This window comes from Pseudomonas sp. SHLD1 (genome assembly GCF_028640935.1).
Classification (GTDB): domain Bacteria; phylum Pseudomonadota; class Gammaproteobacteria; order Pseudomonadales; family Pseudomonadaceae; genus Chryseomonas; species Chryseomonas aestiva.
This window is the reverse complement of sequence record NZ_JAQZAD010000020.1, coordinates 65076-89846: the sequence shown is the minus strand read 5'-3', so window position 1 is coordinate 89846 and position 24771 is coordinate 65076. Positions and strand designations below refer to the sequence as shown.

Genomic DNA, 24771 nt, shown 5'->3' with positions numbered 1-24771 from the left:
AGCGCCCTCCTCAGGCGGTCTGGGCGGCGCCCACCGGCAGCCGCTCGCTGGCCGGATGACGCAGGCAGTAGAGGGCGTAGGCGACGATCACCGTGAAGCACAGCAGCGGCACCGAATAGGCCAGCTGCATGTTGCCGCCGGTGTAGTCGGACAGCAGGCCCTGGAAGATCGGGATCACCCCGCCGCCGACGATGCTCATCACCAGCAGCGAACCGCCGAATTCGGTGTCGCGACCGATGCCGTCGACGGTCAGGCCATAGATGGTCGGCCAGCAGGGGCCGAGGAAGATGCTTACGCCCACGGCGGCGTACACCGCGGTGATGTTGGGCACCAGGATGGTGTAGGCCAGCAGCGCGATGCACAGCACCCCGTAGACGCCCAGCACCTTGGCCGGATGCCAGCGACGCATCAGCAGGTTGGCGATCAGCTTGCCGACGAAATAGGCGGCGAAGGTGGTGAGCAGGAACCAGGAGGCGCTGCGCTCGTTCATGCCGCCGAGTTGCATGGCCAGGCGGATGGTGAAGCTCCAGACGCCGACCTGGGCGCCGACATAGAGGAACTGCGCCAGCACGCCAAAGACGAAGCGCGGATTGCGCCGCAGCCGCCCGAGGCTGGCGGCGATACCGTCGTTTTCGCTGCGCACGGCATCGTTGCCCTTGCAGGACGGATAGCGGGTACAGGCGATCAGCACGAAGATCAGCACCAGCACGCCGATCATCCACTGGTAGGGCGTCAGGGTGGCCTGGATCATCTGCAGCTGCTGGGCGGCGGCCTCGGCGGGATTCATCTGCAGCAGCTGCGCCTGGCTGGCGTCGCCGTCCTTGAACATCACGAAGCTGCCCACGTAGACGCCGGTCATGGCACCGAAGGGGTGGAAGGTCTGGGAGATGTTCAGCCGCCGGGTACCGGTCTCGCGCGGCCCGAGCAGGGTCGAATAGGTGTTGCAGGCGGTCTCCAGGAAGGACAGTCCGGCGGCGATCACGAACAGCGCCAGCAGGAACATGCCGTACTTGGCCATGGACGCGGCCGGAAAGAACAGCAGGCAGCCGACCATGTAGAGGAACAGGCCGAAGAGGATGGTCGTCTTGTAGCTGAAGCGCCGCACCATCAGCGCGGCCGGCAGGGCCAGGAAGAAATAGCCGAGATAGAAGGCCGACTGGACGAAGGCGGTCTGGAAGTCACTGAGCAGGAAGGCCTTCTTGAAGTGGGCGATGAGCACGTCGTTCATGCTCGCCGCGGCGGCCCAGAGCGCGAAGATGCAGCACAGCAGGATGAAGGCGAACCACGGCGTGCGGTTCAGGTAGTAGCCGTCGGCGCTGGGCCGCAGGGGTGACTGGCTCATTGTTGTTCTCCGTAGGGATGCCAGGGTGGGGGGATTGCCGCGTGTGGGTCAGAGATCCAGGGACGCGAGGTAGTCGGCGAAGACCGCGGCCTCGGGATAGGAGGTCTGGGTGCCGCGCCCGGTGACCGACAGCGCCGAATAGGCCACCGCCCGCTGCATGGCGTCCCGCAGGCCGAGGCCCTGGACGCGGCCATGGGCGAAGCAGCCGATGAAGGCATCGCCGGCGCCGGTGGTGTCGATGGCTGCCACCGCCTGGCCGGGCAGGCTGAACTCGCCCTCCGCGCCCACGTACAGCGCGCCCTGGGCACCGAGGGTGACCACCACGTGGCGGATGCCGCGACCGGCCAGCACCCGCGCGGCGGCAAAGGCGCTCTCGCGATCCTGCACGGGCAGACCGCTGACCAGGGCCAGCTCGGTCTCGTTGGGGACGAAGTAATCCAGCCGGGCGAGGTGCGCGGCGCTCAGGTCGGCCACCGCCGGCGCCGGATTGAGCAGCACCGGGATACCCAGCCGCTGGCCGCAGTCGATGGCGGCATAGACGGTCTCCAGGGCGATCTCCAGCTGCAGCACGATCAGCGCGCAGCCGCGCAGGTCGGCTTCCGCCGTCTGGATGTCGGCCGGCGCGAGGGCGGCGTTGGCGCCCTTCACGATGAGGATGCTGTTGTGCGAATCGGGCTGGACGAAGATCGGCGCCACGCCGCTGGAGCGACCCGGCGCGCGGGTCACGTGGCGGGTGTCGATACCGAAGCGGCGGAAGTTGGCCAGGGTGTTGTCGGCGAAGAGGTCGTCGCCGACCTTGGTCACCATCAGCACCTCGCTGCCCAGCTTGGCCGCGGCGACCGCCTGGTTGGCGCCCTTGCCGCCACAGCCGAGGGCGAAGTCCGGCGCCTCCAGCGTCTCGCCCTGTACGGGCAGTCGCTCGATGTAGGTGATGAGATCGACCATGTTGCTGCCGATGACCGCGATTTTGCCCATGCCGAGCGCGCCTCCGTTTTTCTTGATGTTATTAAATTAACGGTTTTTGTTAATTTTCCATCATAGATACTGCAACTCGGGGCGCAGCTCAAGCGCCGGTGATCGCCCACGGACGACACCTTGCCGCCAAGGCTCAAGGCTGGGAGCTGCGACACGAAAATGCGCGGGACAGGAGAGTCGGACGAGGGGGCGGTACGGCAGCGGGAAGCGGCGCACCGGGGACCCGGTGCGCGCGGAGGAGATCAGTGAAACACTTCGGCGATGAAGGCCGCGCCGATGAAGGTGCCGAAGCTGGCGATCAGCGAAACCACCACGATGCGCCAGCCGAGGCGACGGAAGGCCGGGATGTCCTTGGCGATGGACAGGCCGGCGAAGGCCAGCATGGGGGTGATCAGCGCCATGATGCCGACCGCGTTGTGGGCGGCGGTGATCTGCGGCGCCAGCGGGCACCAGGGCGAGGTCAAGAACATGGCCACCAGCGATACCCAGCACACCGCCGGCACCTTGCGGCGGAACAGCTGGCAGAGCAGCTCGCCGACGAAGGCCGCCAGGATCATCACCGCGACGCCCAGGAAAGCAGCCGGTGGCAGGGTCTTGCTCATCACCAGGGTCGCCAGCAGCGCCAGGGCGCCCGAGGCCAGCCAGGCGCTGAAGCGTGCCGACCAGCCCAGCTCGACAGGTTCGTCCACCACGGCGGCATCCACCGCACTCTGCTGGAAAGAGGCCTTGGTGGTACGGCCGATGCGCGGCTCCATCACCCGGTAGCCCCAGACCGCCAGCGGCAGGGAGATGAACAGAGTGAAATAGGTGCCCAGGGTCAGGGTGATGAGGTTGGCGGCGGCGGCCAGGGCCATGACCTCCTTGGCCACCTCGGCGGTCTGCTGGGCGGCGATGGCACCGGCCGCGGCGGCCATGATGCTGCCCGAACCCAGGCCGGCGCCCATGGCCAGGGAATAGGGGTGGAAGATGTTCAGGCTGGCGATGAAGCCGGCGACGATGGCCATGAACACCGCGCCGAAGAGGGTGCCGGTCAGGTACTCGGCGAGCACGCCGCGGCCTTCCGGGGAGTCCATGCCATAGCGTTCGCTGATGATCGCCAGGCTCGGTTCACGCCCCACCGAGAAGGTGGCGCCGATGGCTTCGCGCTTGATGCCCAGCAGCAGGGCCACCGGCAGGCCGAGCAGGATGGTGCCGACGAAATGCCCCAGCTCCTGGAAGGCCAGTGCCCAGCCGGCGGCGATCACCGTGGGCAGCGAGCCGCCCACCACCAGGCCGAGCTTGGCGATGAACACCAGCAACGCGTATTGCAGGATGGCCGCCGAGCGCACCTGGGCGCCGCGGTCGATACCCAGCCCCAGCGGCATGCGCCTGCCGACCTGCCCCACCGCCGCACCCAGCAAGAGCGCCCAGATCATCGGCAGCAGCACCACCTTGCCTGGCCCCAGCGGTATGGTGAGGGAGCCGATCAGCTCGGCGATCAGCAGCACCAGCGCTGCCCAGATGTAGAGTCTGACGGTATTGCTGACAGCGCGGTCCTGGCCCACGGCCAGCGTCGGATTGGCGCTCATTCTTCCCCCTGCGGCCCACTCGCGGGCTCGGTTGTAGGTATGGTTGGCAGTCGCGAGCGGCGAAGCCCGCTGGGCAGAAAAGGGCTCCGCGAGGGAGCGCGACCCGATCGTTCTGGAGGCCTGGTCGAGGTCGCACGGCTGGCGTACCGGAAGGTGGAAACCCGGGGCGGACAGGGTCTCGCGTGGGACTTCTCGCCGTTCCGGAGCTCTGCGTCGCGGGCCTTGGCCAGGCCGGGGCGGCCGTGGTCTTGGCCCGAGTATGGACAGCGGCCTGTTCTCTCTCCAATACTGGAAATGGCCTTTTCCGTTGCCTTTAAGAGAACACACGGATGCGTGGAATTCACGAACAACGCTTGCATTATTTCGTCGAGGCGGTGCGCCTGGGCAGCGTGCGCGCCGCGGCTGACGCCCTGGATATCGCCCCTTCCGCGGTCAGCCGGCAGATCGCCCAGGTCGAGGCGGAGCTGGGCGTCGACCTCATCGAAAGACACCGCCGCGGCATCACCCCGACCGAGGCCGGGCGCCTGGTGCTGGACTATTTCCGCCAGCGCCAGACCCAGCTCGACGGCCTGAGAGACGCCATTTCCGATCTCCAGGGACTGCGCACCGGCCGCGTGGTGCTGGCGATCGGCGAGGGCTTCATCGGCGACCTGTCGCGCAGCCTGGGCGACTTTTCCGCACGGCATCCGGAGATCGAGGTCAGGGTCAATGTGGTGGGCACCAACGAGGTGATTCGCCAGGTGATGGAAGACGAGGCGCAACTGGGGCTGGTGTTCAATCCGCCGCGCGATCCGCACCTGCGCGTACATGGCAGTCGCGAGCAGCCGCTCTATGCGCTGGTAGCACCGGAGCATCCGCTCGCCGGGGCTCAGGCGCCCGTGACCCTGGCGGAGCTCGGCCAGCATCGCCTGGCCGTGCCGGACATCTCCTACGGCATCCGCCAGATGCTCGACGCCGTGGAGCAGGCCGCCGGCCAGCGCCTGGCGCCGACCCTGACCTGCAACACCTTCGCCCTGCTCAAGCACTATGCCCAGCAGGGCGGCGTGACCCTGCTGCCGCTGTTCGCCGCCACCCAGGAACTGGACAGCGACGCCTTGCGCGCCCTGCCCCTGGCCGATCCGGGTTTCGCCCGCGCCCACGTCGAGCTGGTCACCCGCCTGGGGCGCAAGCTCAGCCGCGCCGCGGACGAGTTGCGCACGGCCATGGTGCAGCAGATGACCGCCTTTCGCTGAGCGTCGGCGGCACTCGCTGCCAGGGGCTTAGGCGGGCAGTTCCTGGCGCACCAGCTCGGCCCACAACCGTACGGCCGGCTCGATGATGGCGTCGTTGAAGTCATAGGCCGGGTTGTGCAGCGGTGCCGAGGGCTGGGCGCCGTCGACGCCCAGCCAGAGATAGGCCCCCGGGCGCGCCGCCAGCATGAAGGCGAAGTCCTCGGAGGCCATGGACGGCGGTACGCCATCGCTGACCCGCTCGGCGCCAAAGGCGGTCACCGCCGCCTGACGTACCCGCGCCGCCTGCTCGGGATGGTTCTGGGTCACCGGATAGCCCCGGGTGAACTCCAGCTCGCCGCGCACCCCCTGGGCCAGCGGCGCCTGGGCGACGATCTCGCCGATCAGCCGCTCCACCTCGGCGCGCACCGCGCCATCCAGGCAACGCACCGTGCCCCTGAGCCGCGCCACCTCGGGGATGACGTTGATGGCCTCCCCCGCCTCCAGCATGGTCACGCTGACCACCGCGGCGGCCAGCGGCGAGATCCGCCGGGCGACGATGGTCTGCAACTGCAGGATCAGGTCCGCCGCGGCGACGATGGGATCGCGCCCGCGCTCGGGCATGGCCGCATGGCAGCCCTTGCCGGTCAGGGTGATGGCGAAGGTGTCCAGCGAGGCCATCATGGCGCCCGGATTGACCACCAACTGGCCGGCCGGCAATCCCGGCCAGTTGTGCAGGCCGTAGAGGGCGTCCATGGGGAAGCGTTCGAACAGGCCGTCCTCGATCATCTTCTGGGCGCCGCCAAGATTCTCTTCGGCGGGCTGGAAGACGAAATAGAGAGTGCCGCGGAAATCGCGGTTTTCGCTCAGGTGGCGGGCGGTGGCCAGCAGGATGGCGGTGTGGCCGTCATGGCCGCAGGCGTGCATGCGCCCGGCGGCGGTGGAACGGTGGGGAACGTCCCCCACCTCCTGCATCGGCAGGGCGTCCATGTCGGCGCGCAGCCCCAGGCTGGGACCCTCGCCGTGACGCAGCACCCCGACCACGCCGGTCCCACCGAGGCCACGATGGACCTCCAGGCCGAAGCCTTCCAGCAATTCGGCCACCCGCGCCGCGGTGCGGTGCTCGGCGAAACCCAGTTCCGGATGGGCGTGGAAATCGCGACGCCAGCTGCGGGCGTCGTCCAACAAGGCTTGATGGATGGTCATCTGTTACTCCAGGCTGGCGCCGTAGCCGAAACCGACGGCAGGGACGGCGGCGGTTTCCACCCAGACGCTCTTCACCTCGCTGTATTCGCGCAGGGCGTCGAGGCCGGAGGAGCGACCGTAGCCGCTCTCGCCATAGCCACCGAAGGGCGAGCTGACGTGGATGGTCTTGTAGCCGTTGACCCAGAAGGTGCCGGCGCGCACGCCGCGAGCCACCCGGTGGGCGCGACCGACGTCGCGGGTCCAGACCGCCCCGGCCAGGCCGAAGCGGCTGTCGTTGGCGATGCGGATGGCATCGGCCTCGTCCTTGAACGGGATAGCCACCACCACCGGCCCGAAGATCTCTTCCTGGGCGCAACTCAGGCCGTTGTGGCCGGCCAGCACCGTGGGATTGACGTAGTAGCCGGTCCCGGCGGGCAGCGGCTCGACGCCATTGGCGACATGCCGCGCGCCTTCACCCAGGGCGCCTTCCACCATGTTGCGTACATGGGCGAATTGCTTGGCGTTGTGGATCGGACCGATCTGGGTCTCGGGATCACTCGGATCGCCCACCCTGAACTGGCTGGCGGCGCGGGCCACCGCCTGGATGAAGCGCTCGTAGATGGATTCCTGCACCAGCAGCCGCGAACCCGAGACGCAACTCTGGCCGGCGCCGGAAAAGATCGCCGCCTGGGCGCCGCGCACGGCGAGGTCCAGGTCGGCGTCTGCGAAGACGATGTTGGCCGACTTGCCACCCAGCTCCAGCACCACCGGGATGCAGCGCTGCGCCGCGGCGGCGGCGATGTGCCGGCCGGTGGCCGGCGAGCCGACAAAGACCACCTTGCGGATGTCGGCGTGGGCGATCGCCTGCTGGCCGACGGTATGGCCCTGGCCGGCGAGCACGTTGACCAGGCCCTTGGGCGCACCGGCGCGTTCCACCAGCACGCCGAGCAGCAACGAGGTCACCGGAGTCAGCTCGGAAGGCTTGAGGATCACCGCGTTGCCGGCGGTGATGGCCGGGGCGATCTGCCAGCCGCCGGTAAAGATCGGCGCATTCCAGGGGGTGATCTGCAGCACCGTGCCCAGGGGTTCGTAGGTCACGTAGTTGAGGTGGCTAGTGGGCACCGGGATGACTTCGCCATGCAGCTTGTCGGCCCAGCCGGCGTAGTACTCGAACATCTCGGCGACCTTGAGCACCTCGACGCGGGCATCGCGGATCGGCTTGTTGGCGGTCAGGGATTCCAGCTGCGCCAGGGCCTCGGCCTCCTCGCGGATCAGGGCGCCGACGCGGTAGATGATGCGCCCACGCGCCTGGGCGGTCAGGGCGCGCCATTCCTCGCGCGCCCGGCGGGCGGCGGCATCGGCGCGCTCGACCACGGCCAGGTCGGCATCGGGGTAGCTGTAGGCCGGGCTGTCGTCATGGGCGTTGCGCACGGTGATCCGCTCGCCGCTGCCCTCGACGAAGGCGCCGTCCACGTAGCTTGCGACCTGCTGGCGGTCGCCCCAGAAGGGCTTGAGCAATTCCAGTGTCTTGGCATTCATCATGATCATTCCCCCTTGCCGAACAGGTCTTCGCTGGTGCGTCGCGCGATGGCGCAGAAATCCTCGCCATCGGCCAGGGTCTCGGCGCTGGCCTTCCAGGCCTGGGCCGTGGCCGCGGCCAGCGGCAGGTCGAGGCCGAGTTCGGCGATGAGCGCCTGGGCCAGGCCCACGTCCTTGCGCATCAGGCCCATGGTGAAGCCGGAGTCATAGGCCTTGTTCAGCACCCAGGTAGGGAACATGCCCTGGCTGGCAGCGCTGCGCCCGGAACCGGCGTTGATGCCTTCGAGCAATTTTTCCGGGGCGACGCCGGCACGGGCGGCCAGGGTCACCGCCTCGGCGGTGGTGATCAGGTGCGCCGCGGCGAGCAGGTTGTTGGCGATCTTGGCGATGTTGCCGGCGCCCACGGCGCCGATGTGCACCCGGGTCGCACTCATGGCTTCCAGCGCCGGCAGCGCCTTGGCCAGGGCCGACTCGCTGCCGCCGATGACCATGGTCATGGTGCCGGCCGCGGCACCGGCGGGACCGCCGGAGACCGGGGCATCGAGGAAATCGGCGCCGACCTCGGCGAAGGCCGCCGCCACCCGGCGACTGGTCTCGGGGGTGGAGGTGGTGGTGTCGACCACCACGGTGCCCGGCCGCACGCGGCTGACCAGGCCCGACTCGCCCAGGCACACGGCCTCGACGTGCTCGGCCTTGGGCAGCGACAGCACGATGACGTCGCTGCTGGCGGCCAGGGCCGCCAGGTCGCCGGCGATGGCCACGCCCTGGGCGGCGACCCGCTCGCAGGCGGCGCTGGAGGGGTCCAGCCCGGTGACGGCAACGCCCTTGCGCGCCAGGGTGATCGCCATGTTGCCGCCCATGTTGCCGAGTCCGATGACCCCGACCTGCCTGCCCATGCCTTGTTCCTCTGCTTCGAATTGGCGGTGACCGACCCGGTGGCCGGCCCCTTGCGATCGAGTATGGGAGGCCCCAGGCATCACCACCAATACGGCATTCGGACTTTCGTGTTGCGCAAAAGGCAACGTCAGACGAGGGCACCAGCATCGTGCAAAGGCGCGATTCGAGGGCACTGCTCGGCCCCAGGCTGGTGCAGGGCAACCGGTCGCGATGCCGCGGCTGGCGGCCAGGCGCCAGTCCCCATGCGCCTTGCCGACGCCTGGCACAGTTCCTGAAAAGGCGCCCTGACTGGCCAGCAGTCCAGCCCAACAACAGCGCACGTCCGCCTAGGAGCCTTTCGCATGAAGCGCCGCCCACTACTGAAGACCACCCTTGCCGCGTCCGCCCTGCTCATGAGCGGCCTGTTTCCCTGGAGTGCCGCCCACGCCGCGGACACCATCAAGGTCGGCATCCTGCATTCGCTGTCCGGCACCATGGCCATCTCCGAGACCTCGCTCAAGGACATGGCGCTGATGACCATCGACGAGATCAACGCCAAGGGCGGGGTGCTGGGCAAGAAGCTGGAACCCGTGGTGGTGGACCCGGCCTCCAACTGGCCGCTGTTCGCCGAGAAGGCGCGCCAGCTGGTGACCCAGGACAAGGTCGCGGTCACCTTCGGTTGCTGGACCTCGGTCTCGCGCAAATCGGTCCTGCCGGTCTATGAAGAACTCAACGGTCTGCTGTTCTACCCGGTGCAGTACGAAGGCGAAGAGATGTCGCCCAACGTCTTCTACACCGGCGCGGCGCCGAACCAGCAGGCCATCCCGGCGGTGGAATACCTGATGAGTGAAGAAGGTGGCGGCGCCAAGCGCTTCTACCTGCTGGGTACCGACTACGTCTATCCGCGCACCACCAACAAGATTCTCAGATCCTTCCTGCACAGCAAGGGCGTGCAGGACAAGGACATCGAAGAGGTCTACACCCCCTTCGGCCACAGCGATTACCAGACCATCGTCGCCAACATCAAGAAGTTCTCCGCCGGCGGCAAGACCGCGGTGGTCTCCACCATCAACGGCGACTCCAACGTGCCCTTCTACAAGGAACTGGGCAACCAGGGCCTGAAGGCCACCGACGTGCCGGTGGTGGCCTTCTCGGTGGGCGAGGAAGAACTGCGCGGCATCGATACCAAGCCGCTGGTGGGCCAACTGGCCGCCTGGAACTACTTCGAGTCGCTGGATAACCCGGTGAACAAGAAGTTCGTCGAGGCCTGGAAGGCCTACGCCAAGGCCAAGAACCTGCCCAACTACCAGACCGCCGTGACCAACGACCCCATGGAAGCCACCTACATCGGCATCCACATGTGGGCCCAGGCGGTGGAAAAGGCCGGCAGCACCGACGTCGACAAGGTCCGCAAGGCCATGGCCGGCCAGACCTTCGCCGCGCCGGACGGCTATACCGTGCAGATGGACGAGAAGAACCATCACCTGCACAAGCCGGTGATGATCGGCGAGGTCCAGGACGACGGTCAGTTCAACGTCGTCTGGCAGACCGAGGGCCCGGTCCGCGCCCAGCCCTGGAGCCCCTACATCCCCGGCAACGACAAGAAGTCCGACGAACCGGTGAAGAGCGGCAAGTAACGGCCAGCCCTCACCCTCGGCCCCTCTTCCAGGGGGAGAGGGGCGCGCAGCTGAAAGGTGGCACCCTACTCTTACCCCTCTCCCCTCGGGAGAGGGTTGGGGTGAGGGCAAAAGGCGCGCCGAAGCCAACAGCTCTTCCCCCTCTCCCGTTGGAAAAGGGCCGGGGGGTAAGGACCAAAGCGCTTCCTGCCAAAACAGGAAACACCCGCGACACCACCGCTCCGCTCCTCCCTCTTTCCCCCTGGGAAAGGGCCGGGGTGAGGGCCCGCCAGCGCACCCGGCCACACGGCCCGCTGCCCGGCACCAGAAACGAGGCCACGCCCGCCGTCCCCCGGGAGATGTCGCGCAGGAGCCTTTACCCATCGACGAGGCCGAGTATGTCCCTACGCCTTTTTCTTCTGCCCCTGCTGTTGCTACTCGTGGGCACCGCCCAGGCCGGTCCCGCCGCCGAACTGGCCGCCGCCAGCGCCAACGACCAGGCCAAACTGCTGCAGGACTGGGCCGCCGCGCCTGATCCCGCCCAGCTGCCGGTGCTCCAGGCGCTGCAGGACGGCCGCTTCTATGTCGACGAAGACAAGCACCCCTTCTACAAGACCGGCGATAGCTACAGCGGCGCCGAAGGTGAGGCCACGGCGCCCACCGGCACGCCCAGGCAGATCCGCCTGAACAACCGCCTGCGCATCCTCATCGGCGCTGCCCAGGCCAGCGGCGGGCTGCTGTCCACGGATGCCGGCGTGCGCCTGGCCGCCGCCCAGGCCCTGCGCCAGGAGGCCAAGCCCGAGCAGCGTGCCTTCCTGGAAAAACGCCTGCAGAGCGAAGCCGACAAGGAAGTGCAAGGCGCCCTCGCCGCCGCCCTGGCCAATCTGCAGCTGACCGATCCCGACCCCGCCGTGCGCCTGGCCGCGGTACGCCTGCTCGGCGAATCCGGCGAGCCCCAGGCCAAGACCCGCCTGCAGGCCCTGCTCGATCCCGCGGTGGAAGCCAACGAAGACGTCCGCAAGGCCGCCGCTACCGGCCTGGCCCAGGTGGACCGCAAGCTGCTGTTGGGCGATCTGCTCGGCCAGGCCTTCACCGGGCTGTCGCTGGGCTCCATCCTGCTGCTCGCCGCCCTGGGCCTGGCCATCACCTATGGCCTGCTCGGCGTCATCAACATGGCCCATGGCGAGATGCTGATGCTCGGTGCCTACAGCACCTATATGGTGCAGCTGACCCTGCAGCGCCTGGCCCCTGAGTGGCTGGCCTGGTATCCGCTGCTGGCACTGCCGATCGCCTTCGCGGTGACCGCCGCCATCGGCATGGCACTGGAGCGCACCGTGATCCGCCATCTTTATGGCCGACCGCTGGAAACCCTGCTGGCCACCTGGGGCATCAGTCTGATGCTGATCCAGGCGGTGCGGGTGCTGTTCGGCGCCCAGAACGTCGAGGTGGCCAACCCGGCCTGGCTGTCCGGCGGCATCCAGGTGCTGCCCAACCTGCTCCTGCCGTGGAACCGGGTGATCATCCTCGGCTTCGTGGTCTTCGTGCTGGTCCTGACCTGGGCCCTGCTGAACAAGACCCGGCTGGGTCTCAACGTGCGCGCCGTGACCCAGAATCGCAACATGGCCGCCTGCTGCGGCGTCCCCACCGGGCGCATCGACATGCTCGCCTTCGGCCTCGGCTCCGGCATCGCCGGCCTCGGTGGCGTGGCCCTGTCGCAGATCGGCAACGTCGGCCCGGACCTCGGCCAGAGCTACATCATCGACTCCTTCCTGGTGGTGGTGCTCGGTGGCGTCGGCCAATTGGCCGGCAGCGTGCTGGCGGCCTTCGGCCTGGGCATCGTCAACAAGATCCTCGAACCCCAGATCGGCGCCGTGCTGGGCAAGATCCTGATCCTCGGCCTGATCATCCTGTTCATCCAGAAGCGGCCCCAGGGCCTGTTCGCCCTCAAGGGGAGGGTCATCGATTGAACCAGCCACTCGCGCTTACCGCTGTGCAGAAGGCCGGCCCGCGCCTGAGCCTGGCCGTGCTCGGCCTGGCCCTTGCCGTGCTGATCGCCCTGCCGCTGCTGTCCCTGCTGCCGGCCGACAATGCCTTCCAGGTCTCGGCCTACACCCTGACCCTGGTGGGCAAGATCCTCTGCTACGCCATCGTCGCCCTGGCCCTGGACCTGGTCTGGGGCTATGCCGGGATGCTCTCCCTCGGCCACGGGCTGTTCTTCGCCCTCGGCGGCTACGCCATGGGCATGTACCTGATGCGCCAGGCCGCCGGTGACGGTCTGCCGCCGTTCATGAGCTTTCTCTCCTGGACCCGCTATCCCTGGTTCTGGGCCGGCACCGACCATTTCCTCTGGGCCCTGTGCCTGGCGGTGCTGGCCCCCGGTCTGCTGGCGCTGGCATTCGGCTTCTTCGCCTTCCGCTCGAAGATCAAGGGCGTCTACTTCTCGATCATGACCCAGGCGCTGACCTTTGCCGGCATGCTGCTGTTCTTTCGCAACGAGACCGGCTTCGGCGGCAACAACGGCTTCACCGGTTTCACCACCCTGCTGGGCTTTCCGGTGGCCGCCCAGGGCACCCGCGCGGTGCTCTTCCTGCTCACCGTGGTCCTGCTGGTGGCCAGTCTCTGGCTGGGCTGGCGCCTGGCGCAGAGCAAGTTCGGCCGCATCCTCACGGCGATCCGCGACGCCGAGAACCGGGTGACCTTCTGCGGCTACGATCCGCGCGGCTTCAAGCTGTTCGTCTGGGTGCTCTCGGCGGTGCTCTGCGGCCTGGCCGGCGCCCTCTATGTGCCCCAGGTGGGCATCATCAACCCCAGCGAGATGGCCCCGACCAACTCCATCGAGGCGGCCATCTGGGTCGCCCTCGGCGGACGCGGCAGCCTGATCGGCCCGGTGCTCGGCGCCGGCATCGTCAACGGCGCCAAGAGCTGGTTCACCGTGGCCTTCCCCGAATACTGGCTGTTCTTTCTCGGCGCCCTGTTCATCGTCGTCACCCTCTATCTGCCGCGTGGCGTGATCGGCCTCATCAAGAAGGAGCGCGACGCATGAAAGCCGCCCCCATACCTCCCACCGCCGCGGAAGTGCTCGATCCCGGCATCGGCGCCGAGGCCAGCGGCCTCGGCCATCGCGCCGGCACGGGCCTGGACACCCGCCACGGCACCATCCTCAGCCTGGAAGGCATCGAGGTCAGCTTCGATGGCTTCAAGGCCCTGCGCGACCTCAACCTCTACATCGGCGTCGGCGAATTGCGCTGCATCATCGGCCCCAACGGCGCCGGCAAGACCACCATGATGGACGTCATCACCGGCAAGACCCGCCCCGACCGCGGCAGCGCCTGGTTCGGCGAGACCCTGGACCTCACCCGCCTGCAACCGGTGGAGATCGCCCAGGCCGGCATCGGCCGCAAATTCCAGAAGCCCACGGTGTTCGAGGCGCTGACCGTCTGGGAGAACCTGGAGCTGGCGCAGCGGACCGACAAGTCGGTCTGGGCCAGTCTGCGCGCACGGCTTTCCGGCGAGCAGCGCGACCGCCTGGAAGAGGTGCTCGGCACCATCCGCCTGCAGGAGTCGCGCGGGCGCACCGCCGGGCTGCTCTCCCACGGCCAGAAGCAATTCCTCGAGATCGGCATGCTGCTGGTGCAGGAGCCGCAACTGCTGCTGCTCGACGAACCCGTAGCCGGCATGACCGACGCCGAGACCGAATTCACCGCCGAGCTGTTCAAGTCGCTGGTGCCCCGGCACTCGCTGATGGTGGTGGAGCACGACATGGGCTTCGTCGGCAGCATCGCCGACCACGTCACCGTGCTGCACCAGGGTCACGTCCTCGCCGAAGGCTCGCTGGACCAGGTCCAGGCCAACGACCAGGTGATCGAGGTGTATCTGGGGCGCTAGCGCCCTGGTTTGAATATGAATCGCGGCCATGCGGTTCGCCGCCGCGACCGCTCCTACAGGCGCGGATATCGCCGTAGGAGCGGCCCATGGCCGCGATGCCCCAAACATCGCGCCCCACCGAGGTCCCCATGCTCCAGGTCAACGAACTCCATCAGTACTATGGCGGCAGCCACATCCTGCGTGGCCTGTCCTTCGAGGCCCCCATCGGCGAGGTCACCAGCCTGCTCGGCCGCAACGGCGTCGGCAAGACCACCCTGCTGCGCTGCCTCATGGGCCTGATCCCGGCCAAGCGCGGCAGCGTCACCTGGGAAGGCCAGGACATCACCGCCCGCAAGCCGCATCAGCGGGTGCAGTCCGGCATCGCCTACGTGCCCCAGGGCCGCGAGATCTTTCCGCGCCTCACCGTCGAGGAAAACCTGCTCATGGGCCTGTCGCGCTTTCCCGCCCGGGAAGCCCGCGAAGTGCCCGAATCCATCTACGAACTCTTCCCCGTGCTCCGGCAGATGCGCCAGCGTCGCGGTGGCGACCTCTCCGGGGGCCAGCAGCAGCAACTGGCCATCGGCCGCGCCCTGGCCAGCCGCCCGCGCCTGCTGATCCTCGACGAACCCACCGAGGGCATCCAGCCCTCGGTGATCAAGGAGATCGGCACCGTCATCGCCCACCTCGCCAAGCGCGGCGACATGGCCATCCTGCTGGTGGAGCAGTTCTACGACTTCGCCAGCGAACTGGCCGATGGCTACCTGGTGATGTCCCGTGGCGAGATCGTCCAGCGCGGTCGCGGTGCCAACATGGAGGCCGAAGGAGTGCGGGGACTGGTGGCGATCTAGCAGGCCAAGGTCGATAATCGAACGCTTCCGCAGCCTGCCCTGCCACCCGCCCGACCGACTCGATTGACGGAATTAACCGGCTGGTACATTTTCTCTCCAGTGCCGGGCAGCGCCTGCCCGGCAAGACAACAAGAGAGAAGGCTGTCATGTCCTCCCGCCGCATACTGGTCCTCAACGGACCCAACCTCAATCTGCTCGGCACCCGCGAGCCCGCCACCTACGGCCACGAGACCCTGGCCGACGTCGCCCGGCTGTGTACCGAGACCGCCGCCGCCGAGGGTTACGAGGTGGACTTCCGCCAGACCAACCACGAAGGCGAACTGCTCGACTGGATTCACGCGGCCCGCGGCGCCTATGCCGGGGTGGTGATCAATCCCGCCGCCTGGACCCACACCTCGGTGGCCTTGCGCGACGCCCTGGTGGCCAGCGAGCTGCCGGTCTACGAGGTGCACCTGTCCAATGTGCATCGTCGCGAAGCCTTCCGTCATCATTCCTATGTCTCGGGCATCGCCGTCGGCGTCATCTGCGGCCTCGGCAGCCAGGGATATCGCGCCGCCATCGCCGCCCTCATCGCCCACCAGGGAAACTGACTCCATGACCACACCCAAATCCGTCCTCGCCGGCCTCATCGGCGCCGGCATCCAGGCCTCGCTGACGCCCGCCATGCACGAACGCGAAGGCGACGCCCAGGGCCTCAGATACCTCTATCGGCTGATCGACCTGGATGCCCTCGGCCTCGGCGCCGATGCCCTGCCCGAGCTGCTGCAGGCCGCCCAGCGCACCGGCTTCACCGGTCTCAACATCACCTTTCCCTGCAAGCAGGCGATCATCCCGCTGCTTGACGATCTCTCGCCCGAGGCGCGCGGCATCGGCGCGGTGAATACCGTGGTGCTGGCCGACGGCCGTACCATGGGTCACAACACCGATTGCCTGGGCTTCGCCGAAGGCTTTCGCCGCGGCCTGCCGGACGTGGCCAAGCGCCTGGTGGTGCAACTGGGCGCCGGCGGCGCCGGCAGCGCCGTGGCCCACGCCCTGCTCGCCGAGGGCGTCGACCAGCTGTTCATCTTCGACGTCGAGGCCGAGCGCGCCCAGGCGCTGGTGGACAACCTGACCCGCCACTTCGGTCCCGGGCGCGCGGCGGTCGGCACTGATCGCGCTGCCGCCGTGGCCGCCGCCGATGGCCTGGTCAACACCTCGCCGGTGGGCATGGCCAAGCTGCCCGGCATGCCTCTGCCGGCCGAACTGCTGCACCCCGGCCTCTGGGTCGCCGAGATCATCTACTTCCCGCTGGAAACCGAACTGCTGCGCCAGGCCCGCGCCCTCGGCTGCCGCACCCTGGACGGCGGCACCATGGCCGTGTTCCAGGCGGTCAAGGCCTTCGAACTCTTCAGCGGCCGCCGCGCCGACGCCGACCGCATGCAGGCCCACTTCGCCGAATTGCGCGGGTAGTCCTCGGCGCTGGGCTTCGCTGCGCGCAACCCAACCTACAGAAGGTACTCGTAGGTTGGGCTGAGACAGCTTCACCGTCGAAGCCCAACACCCCCCGCCTGACCTATCGCCCATAAAAAAGGGGAGGCCGAGGCCTCCCCTTTTCTCCTGCCCTCGCCTCAGCGCGGCATGTTCGGCTGGCGCCGCGACTTCTTGCGCGGACCGCCCTTGGCGTAGCCGGCGGCCTGGCCTTCCTGGCCCTTGTCCCAGGCCTTGCTGCCATCGCTGGCGCGGGGCGGCAGACCGGTGTGCTGGGTAAGGATGCGCCCAGCGCCGGTGCCGGCCTTCTTGCTGCCCACCGGGGTGGAGTTCTTGCGCCGCGCGCTCTGGTAGCCGGCGTCGCCCACCGGCTGGGTGGCCGGGATCAACTGGTGCTTGCCCGGCCCGATCAGGTCGGCGCGACCCATCTCCTTGAGCGCCTCGCGCAGCATCGGCCAGCCCCTGGGGTCGTGGTAGCGCAGGAAGGCCTTGTGCAGGCGGCGCTGCTGGTCGCTCTTGACGATGGTCACGCCGTCGCTCTTGTAGGTGACCTTGCGCAGCGGATTCTTGCCCGAGTGGTACATGGCCGTGGCGGTGGCCATCGGCGAGGGATAGAAGGCCTGGACCTGATCCGCGCGGAAGCCGTTGCGCTTGAGCCACAGCGCGAGGTTCATCATGTCCTCGTCGGTGGTGCCCGGGTGCGCCGCGATGAAGTAGGGGATCAGGTACTGCTCCTTGCCCGCCTCCTTGGTGTACTTCTCGAACATCTGCTTGAAGCGGTCATAGCTGCCGATGCCGGGCTTCATCATCTTGTCCAGCGGACCGCGCTCGGTGTGCTCGGGTGCGATCTTCAGGTAGCCGCCGACATGGTGGGTGACCAGTTCCTTGACGTACTCGGGCGACTCGACGGCCAGGTCGTATCTCAGCCCCGAGGCGATCAGGATCTTCTTCACCCCCGGTAGCGCCCGCGCCTTGCGGTACAGCTCGATCAGCGAGGAGTGATCGGTATTGAGGTTCTCGCAGATGCCGGGGAACACGCACGACGGCTTGCGGCAGTGGCGCTCGATCTCCGGGTCCTTGCAGGCGATGCGGTACATGTTGGCGGTCGGCCCGCCAAGGTCCGAGACCACGCCGGTGAAGCCCGGCACCTTGTCGCGCATCTCCTCGATCTCGCGAATGATCGAGTCGTGAGAGCGATTCTGGATGATCCGGCCTTCGTGCTCGGTGATGGAGCAGAAGGTGCAGCCACCAAAGCAGCCGCGCATGATGTTCACCGAGAAGCGGATCATCTCGTAGGCCGGGATCTTTTCCTTGCCATAGGCCGGGTGCGGCACGCGCGCATAGGGCATGCCGAACACATAGTCCATTTCCTCGGTGGTCATGGGGATGGGCGGCGGCGTGAACCAGACGTCCACCTCGCCATGCCGCTGCACCAGCGCGCGGGCGTTGCCCGGATTGGTCTCCAGGTGCAGCACGCGGTTGGCGTGGGCATAGAGCACCGGGTCGTTGCGCACCTTCTCGAAGGACGGCAGGCGGATCACCGTCTTGTCGCGGGTCATGCGCGGACTTTCCAGCAGCTGCACCACCTTGGCTTCGTTGGGGTCCTCGACCTCCCCCTTGGCCTGCTCGATGGCACAGGCCTCGGTGTCCTGCGTATTCACGTAGGGATTGATGATCTTGTCGACGCGACCGGGACGATCGATACGGGTCGAGTCGACCTCGAACCAGCCCTCGGGCGTGTCCCGCCGGATGAAGGCGGTACCGCGCACGTCGGTGATGGCCTCGACGCGCTCGCCACGCGACAGCCGCTGGGCGATCTCGACCACTGCCCGCTCGGCGTTGCCATAGAGCAGGATGTCGGCGGTGGCATCCATCAGGATCGAGCGACGGACCTTGTCCTGCCAGTAGTCGTAGTGGGCGATCCGCCGCAGCGAGGCCTCGATGCCACCGAGCACGATCGGCACGTGGCTGTAGGCTTCCTTGCAGCGCTGGCTGTAGACCAGGCTGGCGCGATCCGGCCGCTTGCCGGCGACGTTGCCCGGGGTATAGGCATCGTCGGAGCGGACCTTCTTGTCCGCGGTGTAGCGGTTGATCATCGAGTCCATGTTGCCCGCGGCCACGCCGAAGAACAGATTCGGCTCGCCGAGCTTCATGAAGTCGTCCTTCGAATGCCAGTCCGGCTGGGCGATGATGCCCACGCGGAAGCCCTGGGCCTCCAGCAGCCGGCCGATGATGGCCATGCCAAAGGACGGGTGATCGACGTAGGCGTCCCCGGTGACGATGATGATGTCGCAGCTGTCCCAGCCGAGTTGCTCCATCTCCGCCCGACTCATGGGCAGGAAGGGTGCAGGACCAAAGCACTCGGCCCAGTATTTCGGATAGTCGAACAGCGGCGTGGCGGCTTGCATGGCAGCTTCCGGGAAAGGGGTGTTTTCAGGAGGGCGCGAAGAATAGCACAAAAAATGACCAGTTCAGCCCCCGGACATCGATTGCCTTTGGCTATCGGGAGGCTGCCTCGGCCCTGCCCTCACCCCAACCCTCTCCCCGCGGGAGAGGGGGCAAAAGCACTCCGCGCACCTACTCGTCTCCCACCCTATGGGGGAGAGGGCCGGGATGAGGGCAACGCCCCAGGACCAGGCCCCTGGCGACAGGAGTGCTACCATAGCCGCCCGCTCCCCTCACCACCGAGACACCCCCGTCCATGTCCCAGCCCCAACCCGCCGCCGGCCAGTTGCAGCGCGGCCTGAAGAATCGTCATATCCAGCTGATCGCCCTCGGCGGGGCCATCGGTACCGGTCTGTTCCTCGGCTCGGCCGGGGTGCTCAAGTCGGCCGGGCCGGCGATGATCCTCGGCTACGCCATCGCCGGCTTCATCGCCTTCCTGATCATGCGCCAGCTCGGCGAAATGATCGTCGAGGAACCCGTGGCCGGCTCCTTCAGCCACTTCGCCAGTCGCTACTGGGGCCGTTTCCCGGGCTTTCTCTCCGGCTGGAACTACTGGGTGCTCTATGTGCTGGTGGGCATGTCGGAGCTCACCGCGGTGGGCAAGTACGTGCAGTACTGGTGGCCCGAGGTGCCGACCTGGGCCAGCGCCCTGGTGTTCTTCGTGCTGGTCAACATGATCAACCTGTTCAACGTAAAGGCCTTCGGCGAGACCGAATTCTGGTTCGCGCTGATCAAGGTGGTGGCCATCCTCGGCATGATGGCCTTCGGGCTCTGGCTGCTGGTCAGCGGCAGCGGCGGTCCCGAGGCCTCGGTGAGCAACCTCTGGAACCATGGCGGCTTCCTGCCCAACGGCTGGAGCGGCCTGTTCGCGGTGCTGGCGATCATCATGTTTTCCTTTGGCGGCCTGGAGCTGGTAGGCATCACCGCCGCCGAAGCCGACCAGCCGCGCACCGTGATCCCCAAGGCCATCAACCAGGTGGTCTGGCGCATCCTGATCTTCTATGTCGGCGCCCTGACCATCCTGCTGTCGCTGCATCCCTGGGACGAACTGGTGCGCAGCATCGGCGCCGGCGGCGACGACTACGCCGGCAGTCCCTTCGTGCAGACCTTCGCCCTGCTCGGCAGCGACACCGCCGCCCACCTGCTCAACTTCGTGGTGCTGACCGCGGCGCTGTCGGTCTACAACAGCGGCGTCTACTGCACCAGCCGCATGCTCTACGGCCTGGCCGAACAGGGCGATGCCCCGCGCGCCCTGCTGCGCACCACTCGCCGTGGCGTGCCCCTGCTGGGCATCGCCGTGTCCTCGGCGGTGACCCTGCTCTGCGTGGTGGTCAACTACCTGCTGCCGCAGAATGCCCTGGAGCTGCTGATGTCGCTGGTGGTGGCCTCGCTGGTGATCGCCTGGGCGCTGATCAGCCTGACCCACCTGAAATTCCGCGCCGCCCAGCGCCAGGCCGGGCGCACCTCGCACTTCCCGGCGTTCTGGTCGCCCTTCGTCAACTGGCTGTGCCTCGCCTTCGTCGGCATGATCCTGGTGCTGATGCTGCGCATCCCAGGCATCGCCGTCTCGGTCTACGCCATCCCGGTCTGGCTGGCCTTCCTGTTCCTCTGCTACAAGCTGCGCCGCGGCTGATCGCCGCCTGCAGGTCGGGCTGAGACGGCTCCACCGTCGAAGCCCAACAACGCCCAGCTCGACCCGCGCTGTTGGGCGTCGCTGTGCTCAGCCCAATCTGCCCCGCTACTCGAACGGCACCCAGGGTCGCTGCGGCTTCATGATGATGCAGCCGTCCTCGCCCACCGCCCAGATGTCGTAGAAGCGGTTGTCCACCAGGCGCGTGGCGGCGCCGGGCACGGCCACCCGCTGGCTGCAGCTGTCGCTGTCGGCATCGTCGATCACCCCCAGGTCCTGCAGGCGCTCGGCGATCATGAAGTTGCCCGGCGACAGGCCGAGGATGAAGGGCAACACCGGCACCTGCTCGAAGGTCTTCTGCGCCAGCGGCAGCCAGGCCACCTCCAGCGGCCCGCCGGTCCAGAGCAGGTGCTTGAGCGGACGCAGCTCCGGGCGACTGCTGAGATCGTGGTGCAGCTCCTGGACGAAACCGCGCTCGAAGGTCTTCTGCGCCGACAGCACCTGGCCATAGGCATAGGCCAGCGACAGCATCCACAGCACCGGCAGCGCCAGCAGCCAGGTCAGCCGTGGCTGGAATCGCTCCAGCAGATCATGGGCCAGCAGCAGCGCCAGGGTCAGGACGACCGCCAGCCCCATCAGGGTGCGGGCTTCGAGGATGAAATCGCTGAACAGCAGGGTGATGCCTGCCACGCAAAAGGCCAGCACCGGCAGGGTCCCAGCGTACAGCAGCAGGGGCAGCAGCGCCCGTCGGCCATAGGCGCGGGCATAGGTCAGGGCCCCCAGGCCGTAACCGATCGCGGCCAGCCCGCCGAACAGCCACCACAGCCAGAGATTGCCCGGGGTGATCAGCAGGCCGACGCTGTGCAGCACCTCGCCCAGCCGGTGCCCGAGCTCCGGCAGCACCTGGCCACCCACGCCGGCGTGCCGCGTGGTCGCCATCAGCTGGTAGGCCGTCAGGTAATAGAGCACGCCACCCAGCAGCAGCTGCAGGCCCTGGCGCAGCACCAGCCGCAGCGCCTGCTCGGGCGCCTCGCGGCGCTGCACGGCGCGGACCAGCTCCAGGCAGCAGAGGCCGACGAAGACATTGAGCGCCACCTGGTAGAAGGCGATGGCCGCCGCCAGCAGCGCCGCCGGTACCAGCAGCGCCAGCGCGGTATGGCGACTGCGATAGATCACCGCATAGATCACCGCCACCAGGCTCAGGGCCATGGTCGGGCCGTCGTACTGGTAGGTCAGGTTGCCCAGCCAGAACGGCGAGAACCATAGCGGCAGCAGGGCCAGGCACTGGGTCGGCCGCGGCGCGCCGAAACAGTGGCGGGCCAGGTCGGTCAGGGCCCAGGCGGCTGCGGCGCAGGCGATCAGCAGTGGCAGGGGGAAGAGATTGAGGGTGCTGCCGCTGAAGGTCAGCAGCCGGTAGAAGACCTCGGTGAGCACCCGCCCCTGCTGGCGCCACTCCGGGCCGTTCTCCAGCTGGATGCGCCAGTTGTCATCGACATAGGGGAAGTCGACCAGGATGAAGGGCAGCACGAACAGCAGCAGCGCGGAAAAGAACAGCGCCCGGGTCTGCAGCGGGGTGAGCGTCTGGGGCATGGCGGCGGATCCGAATCCGGCTTCGACGGGAGACGCAGCCGCCGCCACCCGAAGCGATAGCGGCGCCGGCTGCGTGGGGGGTCAGTCCTGCAGGGCCAGCTGGCAGATCCGCTCGCAGAGTTCGTCGAAGTCGATGCCCATGGCCGCCGCCGATTGCGGCAGCAGACTAGTGGAGGTCATCCCCGGCAGGGTGTTGACCTCCAGGCACCAGAGCCGCCCTTCTGCGTCCAGGCGGAAGTCGGCACGGCTGTAACCGTCGAGCTTGAGCGCCCGATGCGCGGCCAGGGCCAGGCGGCGGGCTTCCTCGGCGATCTCGGGCGAGACCTCGGCCGGAAACACCTCCACCGCGCCCTTGGGCTGGTATTTGCTGGTGTAGTCGAACACCCCGCTCTGGCCGAGGACGATCTCGCCCACCGCCAGCGGCTGGTCGCCCAGCACGCCCACGGTCAGCTCGCGCCCGGCGACGAAGCGCTCGATCATCACCTCGCGGTCATAGCGCAGCGCCAGCTCGATGGCCGGTTGCAGGTCTTCGGCGCGGCTGACCTTGCTCAGGCCCACGGTGGAGCCCTGCTGGCTGGGTTTGACGATCACCGGAAAACCCAGGGTCGCGGCCACGGTCGCGGCATCTGCCGGCGCCATCAGCCAGTCGGCGGTGGGTACGCCAGCGGCGCGGAACAGCCGTTTGCTGAGGTCCTTGTCCATGGCCACGGCGCTGCCCACCCGGCCACTGCCGGTGTAGCGCAGTTCGGCCAGGTCGAGCAGGGTCTGCAGGGTGCCGTTCTCGCCGGTGCCGCCGTGCAGGGCGAGGAACAGCAGATCCTGGTCGCCCAGCTGGGCGCGGCTGAGCAGCGCGCCGGCGTCCTGGCCGCGCATCCGCACCAGCGCGGTCCGCTCCGGCGGCTCGAGGCCGACCCGGGCTTCCAGCAGCGCGCGCTCGGCATCCTCGTCGAGCAGGCCCAGGGCGGTATCCACGGTCACCACCTGGTGCCCGCGCCGGCGCAGGGCCGCCACCACCTGGGCACCGCTGGCGATGGACACGTCGCGTTCTTCGCTGGTGCCGCCGAGCAGGACCGCGATCTTCAGCTTGTCCTTGACCATCATTCGTCCTCGAAAACGTAGCTGCCGGGCGCGAGATTCTCGAACCGGGTGTATTTGCCGATAAAGGCCAGCCGCGTGGTGCCGATCGGGCCGTTACGCTGCTTGCCGATGATGATTTCCGCCACGCCCTTGTACTCGGTCTCCGGGTGATAAACCTCGTCCCGGTAGACGAACATGATGACGTCGGCGTCCTGCTCGATGGCCCCCGATTCCCGCAGGTCGGAGTTCACCGGGCGTTTGTTCGGCCGCTGTTCCAGCGAGCGGTTGAGCTGGGAGAGCGCCACCACCGGGCAGTTGAATTCCTTGGCCAGACCCTTGAGCGAGCGCGAGATCTCGGAGATCTCGGCGGTCCGGTTCTCGCCGCTGCTGCCGCCGATCTGCATCAGCTGCAGGTAGTCCACCATGATCAGCGCCAGGTCGCCGTGCTCGCGTACCAGGCGCCGGGTACGGGCGCGCATTTCCGAAGGACTGATGCCGGCGGTATCGTCGATGAACAGCTTGCGGTCGTTGAGCAGGTTGACCGCCGAGGTCAGCCGCGGCCAGTCGTCGTCGTCCAGCTTGCCGGAACGCACCTTGGTCTGGTCGATGCGGCCGAGGGACGAGAGCATCCGCAGCACGATGGAGTCGGCGGGCATCTCCAGGGAAAACACCAGGACCGCCTTGTCGGTACGCAGCACCGCGTTCTCTACCAGGTTCATGGCGAAGGTGGTCTTGCCCATGGACGGGCGACCGGCAACGATGATCAGGTCCGCCGGCTGCAGGCCGCTGGTCTTCTCGTCCAGATCGGCGAAACCGGTGGATACCCCGGTGATGGCTTCGCTGGAATTGAACAGGGTATCGATACGGTCGATGGCCTTGGTCAGGATGTCGTTGACCCCGACCGGACCACCGGATTTCGGGCGGGCCTCGGCGATCTCGAAGATCTTGCGCTCGGCTTCGTCGAGCAGCTCGTTGGCCCCGCGGCCTTCCGGGTTGTAGGCACTGTCGGCGATGTCGACGCTGATGCCGATCAACTGCCGCAGGGTGGCCCGTTCGCGCACGATCTGCGCATAGGCCTTGATATTGGCCACCGAGGGGGTGTTCCTGGCCAGCTCGGCCAGATAGGCCAGGCCGCCCACCTGGGGCAGTTGGCCTTCGTTGTCCAGCTGTTCGGACAGGGTCACCACGTCGAACGGCTGGTTGCGCTCGGCCAGACGGGCCACGGCGCGGAAGATGAGTCTGTGGTCGTGGCGATAGAAGTCGCCATCGGACACCTGATCGAGCACGCGCTCCCAGGCGTTGTTGTCCAGCATCAGACCACCCAGCACGGCCTGTTCGGCCTCGATGGAGTGCGGCGGGACCTTGAGGGCAGCGGTCTGCAGATCGTACTGCTCGGGCAGGGAAATCTCGTTCATGCGCAGGTCTTGGGCCCCCATTGCGGGCGGCGAAATGATTTTTCGGACGGCAGAAAAGACAAAGGGCACGTCACTGCCTTGGCAATGACGTGCCCGATTGTCGACAGACCGGCGCCGGGGCGCAAG

19 protein-coding genes are annotated in these 24771 nt (G+C 67.7%); 9 read left to right on the top strand and 10 right to left on the bottom strand.

Going from position 1 to position 24771, the window contains the following annotated elements:
- Positions 1-10: 10 nt before the first annotated feature.
- From fucP to PVZ77_RS15510, 3 genes are all read right to left on the bottom strand, one after another.
- Complete coding sequence (gene fucP / locus PVZ77_RS15520; RefSeq protein WP_273808152.1) at positions 11-1342, bottom strand: L-fucose:H+ symporter permease; 1332 nt, start codon at positions 1340-1342, stop codon at positions 11-13.
- A gap of 48 nt (positions 1343-1390) precedes the next feature.
- Positions 1391-2317 (bottom strand): ribokinase, encoded by a 927-nt coding sequence (gene rbsK / locus PVZ77_RS15515; RefSeq protein WP_273808153.1) that lies wholly within the window; start codon positions 2315-2317, stop codon positions 1391-1393.
- Between the two features lie 242 nt (positions 2318-2559).
- On the bottom strand, positions 2560-3885 hold the full coding sequence (locus PVZ77_RS15510) for a DUF3100 domain-containing protein (protein ID WP_273808154.1): 1326 nt from the start codon (positions 3883-3885) through the stop codon (positions 2560-2562).
- Positions 3886-4214: 329 nt separating this feature from the next.
- Between PVZ77_RS15510 and PVZ77_RS15505 the strand changes: the two genes are divergently transcribed.
- Positions 4215-5117 carry a LysR family transcriptional regulator gene (locus PVZ77_RS15505; protein WP_273808155.1) on the top strand — a complete coding sequence of 301 codons (903 nt, stop codon included), beginning with the start codon at positions 4215-4217 and terminating at the stop codon, positions 5115-5117.
- Between the two features lie 27 nt (positions 5118-5144).
- Here PVZ77_RS15505 and PVZ77_RS15500 read toward each other — a convergent pair whose 3' ends face one another.
- From PVZ77_RS15500 to PVZ77_RS15490, 3 genes are read right to left on the bottom strand one after another with little or no spacing between them, the layout of a single operon-like run.
- Positions 5145-6299, bottom strand: a complete 1155-nt coding sequence (locus PVZ77_RS15500; protein WP_273808157.1) for a M20 aminoacylase family protein — start codon at positions 6297-6299, stop codon at positions 5145-5147.
- A gap of 3 nt (positions 6300-6302) precedes the next feature.
- Positions 6303-7820, bottom strand: a complete 1518-nt coding sequence (locus tag PVZ77_RS15495; protein WP_273808158.1) for an aldehyde dehydrogenase family protein — start codon at positions 7818-7820, stop codon at positions 6303-6305.
- Between the two features lie 2 nt (positions 7821-7822).
- The gene (locus PVZ77_RS15490) at positions 7823-8794 is read right to left on the bottom strand and encodes an NAD(P)-dependent oxidoreductase (RefSeq protein WP_273808159.1); all 972 of its coding nucleotides are present in this window, start codon (positions 8792-8794) and stop codon (positions 7823-7825) included.
- A gap of 261 nt (positions 8795-9055) precedes the next feature.
- On the opposite strand from PVZ77_RS15490, the gene urtA reads away from it, so the two are divergent.
- The 7 genes from urtA (at position 9056) to PVZ77_RS15455 (ending at position 16470) form a co-directional block, all read left to right on the top strand.
- On the top strand, positions 9056-10330 hold the full coding sequence (gene urtA / locus PVZ77_RS15485) for an urea ABC transporter substrate-binding protein (protein WP_273808160.1): 1275 nt from the start codon (positions 9056-9058) through the stop codon (positions 10328-10330).
- 338 nt (positions 10331-10668) lie between these two features.
- Positions 10669-12276: an urea ABC transporter permease subunit UrtB gene (gene urtB / locus PVZ77_RS15480; protein WP_443218055.1), complete on the top strand. Its 1608-nt coding sequence runs from the start codon at positions 10669-10671 to the stop codon at positions 12274-12276.
- A complete protein-coding gene (gene urtC, locus PVZ77_RS15475; RefSeq protein ID WP_273808163.1) occupies positions 12273-13352 on the top strand; it encodes an urea ABC transporter permease subunit UrtC in 1080 nt (359 codons plus the stop codon). Before urtB ends, urtC begins: the two co-directional genes overlap by 4 nt.
- Positions 13349-14194 (top strand): urea ABC transporter ATP-binding protein UrtD, encoded by an 846-nt coding sequence (gene urtD, locus PVZ77_RS15470; RefSeq protein WP_273808165.1) that lies wholly within the window; start codon positions 13349-13351, stop codon positions 14192-14194. The genes urtC and urtD overlap by 4 nt, the downstream gene beginning before the upstream one ends.
- 128 nt (positions 14195-14322) lie before the next feature.
- A complete protein-coding gene (gene urtE, locus PVZ77_RS15465; protein ID WP_273808247.1) occupies positions 14323-15021 on the top strand; it encodes an urea ABC transporter ATP-binding subunit UrtE in 699 nt (232 codons plus the stop codon).
- A gap of 146 nt (positions 15022-15167) precedes the next feature.
- Complete coding sequence (aroQ, locus tag PVZ77_RS15460) at positions 15168-15611, top strand: type II 3-dehydroquinate dehydratase (RefSeq protein WP_183633919.1); 444 nt, start codon at positions 15168-15170, stop codon at positions 15609-15611.
- 4 nt (positions 15612-15615) lie between these two features.
- Complete coding sequence (locus PVZ77_RS15455) at positions 15616-16470, top strand: shikimate dehydrogenase (protein WP_273808166.1); 855 nt, start codon at positions 15616-15618, stop codon at positions 16468-16470.
- A gap of 158 nt (positions 16471-16628) precedes the next feature.
- Here PVZ77_RS15455 and PVZ77_RS15450 read toward each other — a convergent pair whose 3' ends face one another.
- Entirely contained in the window at positions 16629-18896 is a 2268-nt protein-coding gene (locus PVZ77_RS15450; RefSeq protein WP_273808167.1) for a YgiQ family radical SAM protein, read from the bottom strand.
- A 293-nt stretch (positions 18897-19189) separates the two neighbouring features.
- Between PVZ77_RS15450 and PVZ77_RS15445 the strand changes: the two genes are divergently transcribed.
- Complete coding sequence (locus PVZ77_RS15445; protein ID WP_273808168.1) at positions 19190-20566, top strand: amino acid permease; 1377 nt, start codon at positions 19190-19192, stop codon at positions 20564-20566.
- A gap of 105 nt (positions 20567-20671) precedes the next feature.
- On the opposite strand, the gene PVZ77_RS15440 is transcribed toward PVZ77_RS15445, so the two are convergent.
- The 3 genes from PVZ77_RS15440 to dnaB all read right to left on the bottom strand — a co-directional run bounded on the left by PVZ77_RS15440 (position 20672) and on the right by dnaB (position 24645).
- Entirely contained in the window at positions 20672-22153 is a 1482-nt protein-coding gene (locus PVZ77_RS15440; RefSeq protein WP_273808169.1) for a glucosyltransferase domain-containing protein, read from the bottom strand.
- A gap of 81 nt (positions 22154-22234) precedes the next feature.
- Positions 22235-23251 carry a D-alanine--D-alanine ligase gene (locus tag PVZ77_RS15435; RefSeq protein WP_273808170.1) on the bottom strand — a complete coding sequence of 339 codons (1017 nt, stop codon included), beginning with the start codon at positions 23249-23251 and terminating at the stop codon, positions 22235-22237.
- Complete coding sequence (gene dnaB / locus PVZ77_RS15430; protein ID WP_273808171.1) at positions 23251-24645, bottom strand: replicative DNA helicase; 1395 nt, start codon at positions 24643-24645, stop codon at positions 23251-23253. The genes PVZ77_RS15435 and dnaB overlap by 1 nt, the downstream gene beginning before the upstream one ends.
- Between the last annotated feature and the right edge of the window lie 126 nt (positions 24646-24771).

Excerpts from the sequence above, each read along its gene's own strand:
- aroQ (WP_183633919.1), top strand. The coding sequence starts at position 15,168 with ATGTCCTCCCGCCGCATACTGGTCCTCAACGGACCCAACCTCAATCTG.
- dnaB (WP_273808171.1), bottom strand. The coding sequence starts at position 24,645 with ATGAACGAGATTTCCCTGCCCGAGCAGTACGATCTGCAGACCGCTGCC.
- PVZ77_RS15505 (WP_273808155.1), top strand. The coding sequence starts at position 4,215 with ATGCGTGGAATTCACGAACAACGCTTGCATTATTTCGTCGAGGCGGTG.
- PVZ77_RS15490 (WP_273808159.1), bottom strand. The coding sequence starts at position 8,794 with ATGCCTGGGGCCTCCCATACTCGATCGCAAGGGGCCGGCCACCGGGTC.
- PVZ77_RS15500 (WP_273808157.1), bottom strand. The coding sequence starts at position 6,299 with ATGACCATCCATCAAGCCTTGTTGGACGACGCCCGCAGCTGGCGTCGC.
- PVZ77_RS15455 (WP_273808166.1), top strand. The coding sequence starts at position 15,616 with ATGACCACACCCAAATCCGTCCTCGCCGGCCTCATCGGCGCCGGCATC.
- urtA (WP_273808160.1), top strand. The coding sequence starts at position 9,056 with ATGAAGCGCCGCCCACTACTGAAGACCACCCTTGCCGCGTCCGCCCTG.
- PVZ77_RS15510 (WP_273808154.1), bottom strand. The coding sequence starts at position 3,885 with ATGAGCGCCAATCCGACGCTGGCCGTGGGCCAGGACCGCGCTGTCAGC.
- PVZ77_RS15440 (WP_273808169.1), bottom strand. The coding sequence starts at position 22,153 with ATGCCCCAGACGCTCACCCCGCTGCAGACCCGGGCGCTGTTCTTTTCC.
- urtB (WP_443218055.1), top strand. The coding sequence starts at position 10,669 with ATGTCGCGCAGGAGCCTTTACCCATCGACGAGGCCGAGTATGTCCCTA.
- fucP (WP_273808152.1), bottom strand. The coding sequence starts at position 1,342 with ATGAGCCAGTCACCCCTGCGGCCCAGCGCCGACGGCTACTACCTGAAC.
- PVZ77_RS15450 (WP_273808167.1), bottom strand. The coding sequence starts at position 18,896 with ATGCAAGCCGCCACGCCGCTGTTCGACTATCCGAAATACTGGGCCGAG.
- PVZ77_RS15435 (WP_273808170.1), bottom strand. The coding sequence starts at position 23,251 with ATGGTCAAGGACAAGCTGAAGATCGCGGTCCTGCTCGGCGGCACCAGC.
- rbsK (WP_273808153.1), bottom strand. The coding sequence starts at position 2,317 with ATGGGCAAAATCGCGGTCATCGGCAGCAACATGGTCGATCTCATCACC.
- PVZ77_RS15445 (WP_273808168.1), top strand. The coding sequence starts at position 19,190 with ATGTCCCAGCCCCAACCCGCCGCCGGCCAGTTGCAGCGCGGCCTGAAG.
- urtE (WP_273808247.1), top strand. The coding sequence starts at position 14,323 with ATGCTCCAGGTCAACGAACTCCATCAGTACTATGGCGGCAGCCACATC.
- urtD (WP_273808165.1), top strand. The coding sequence starts at position 13,349 with ATGAAAGCCGCCCCCATACCTCCCACCGCCGCGGAAGTGCTCGATCCC.
- PVZ77_RS15495 (WP_273808158.1), bottom strand. The coding sequence starts at position 7,820 with ATGATGAATGCCAAGACACTGGAATTGCTCAAGCCCTTCTGGGGCGAC.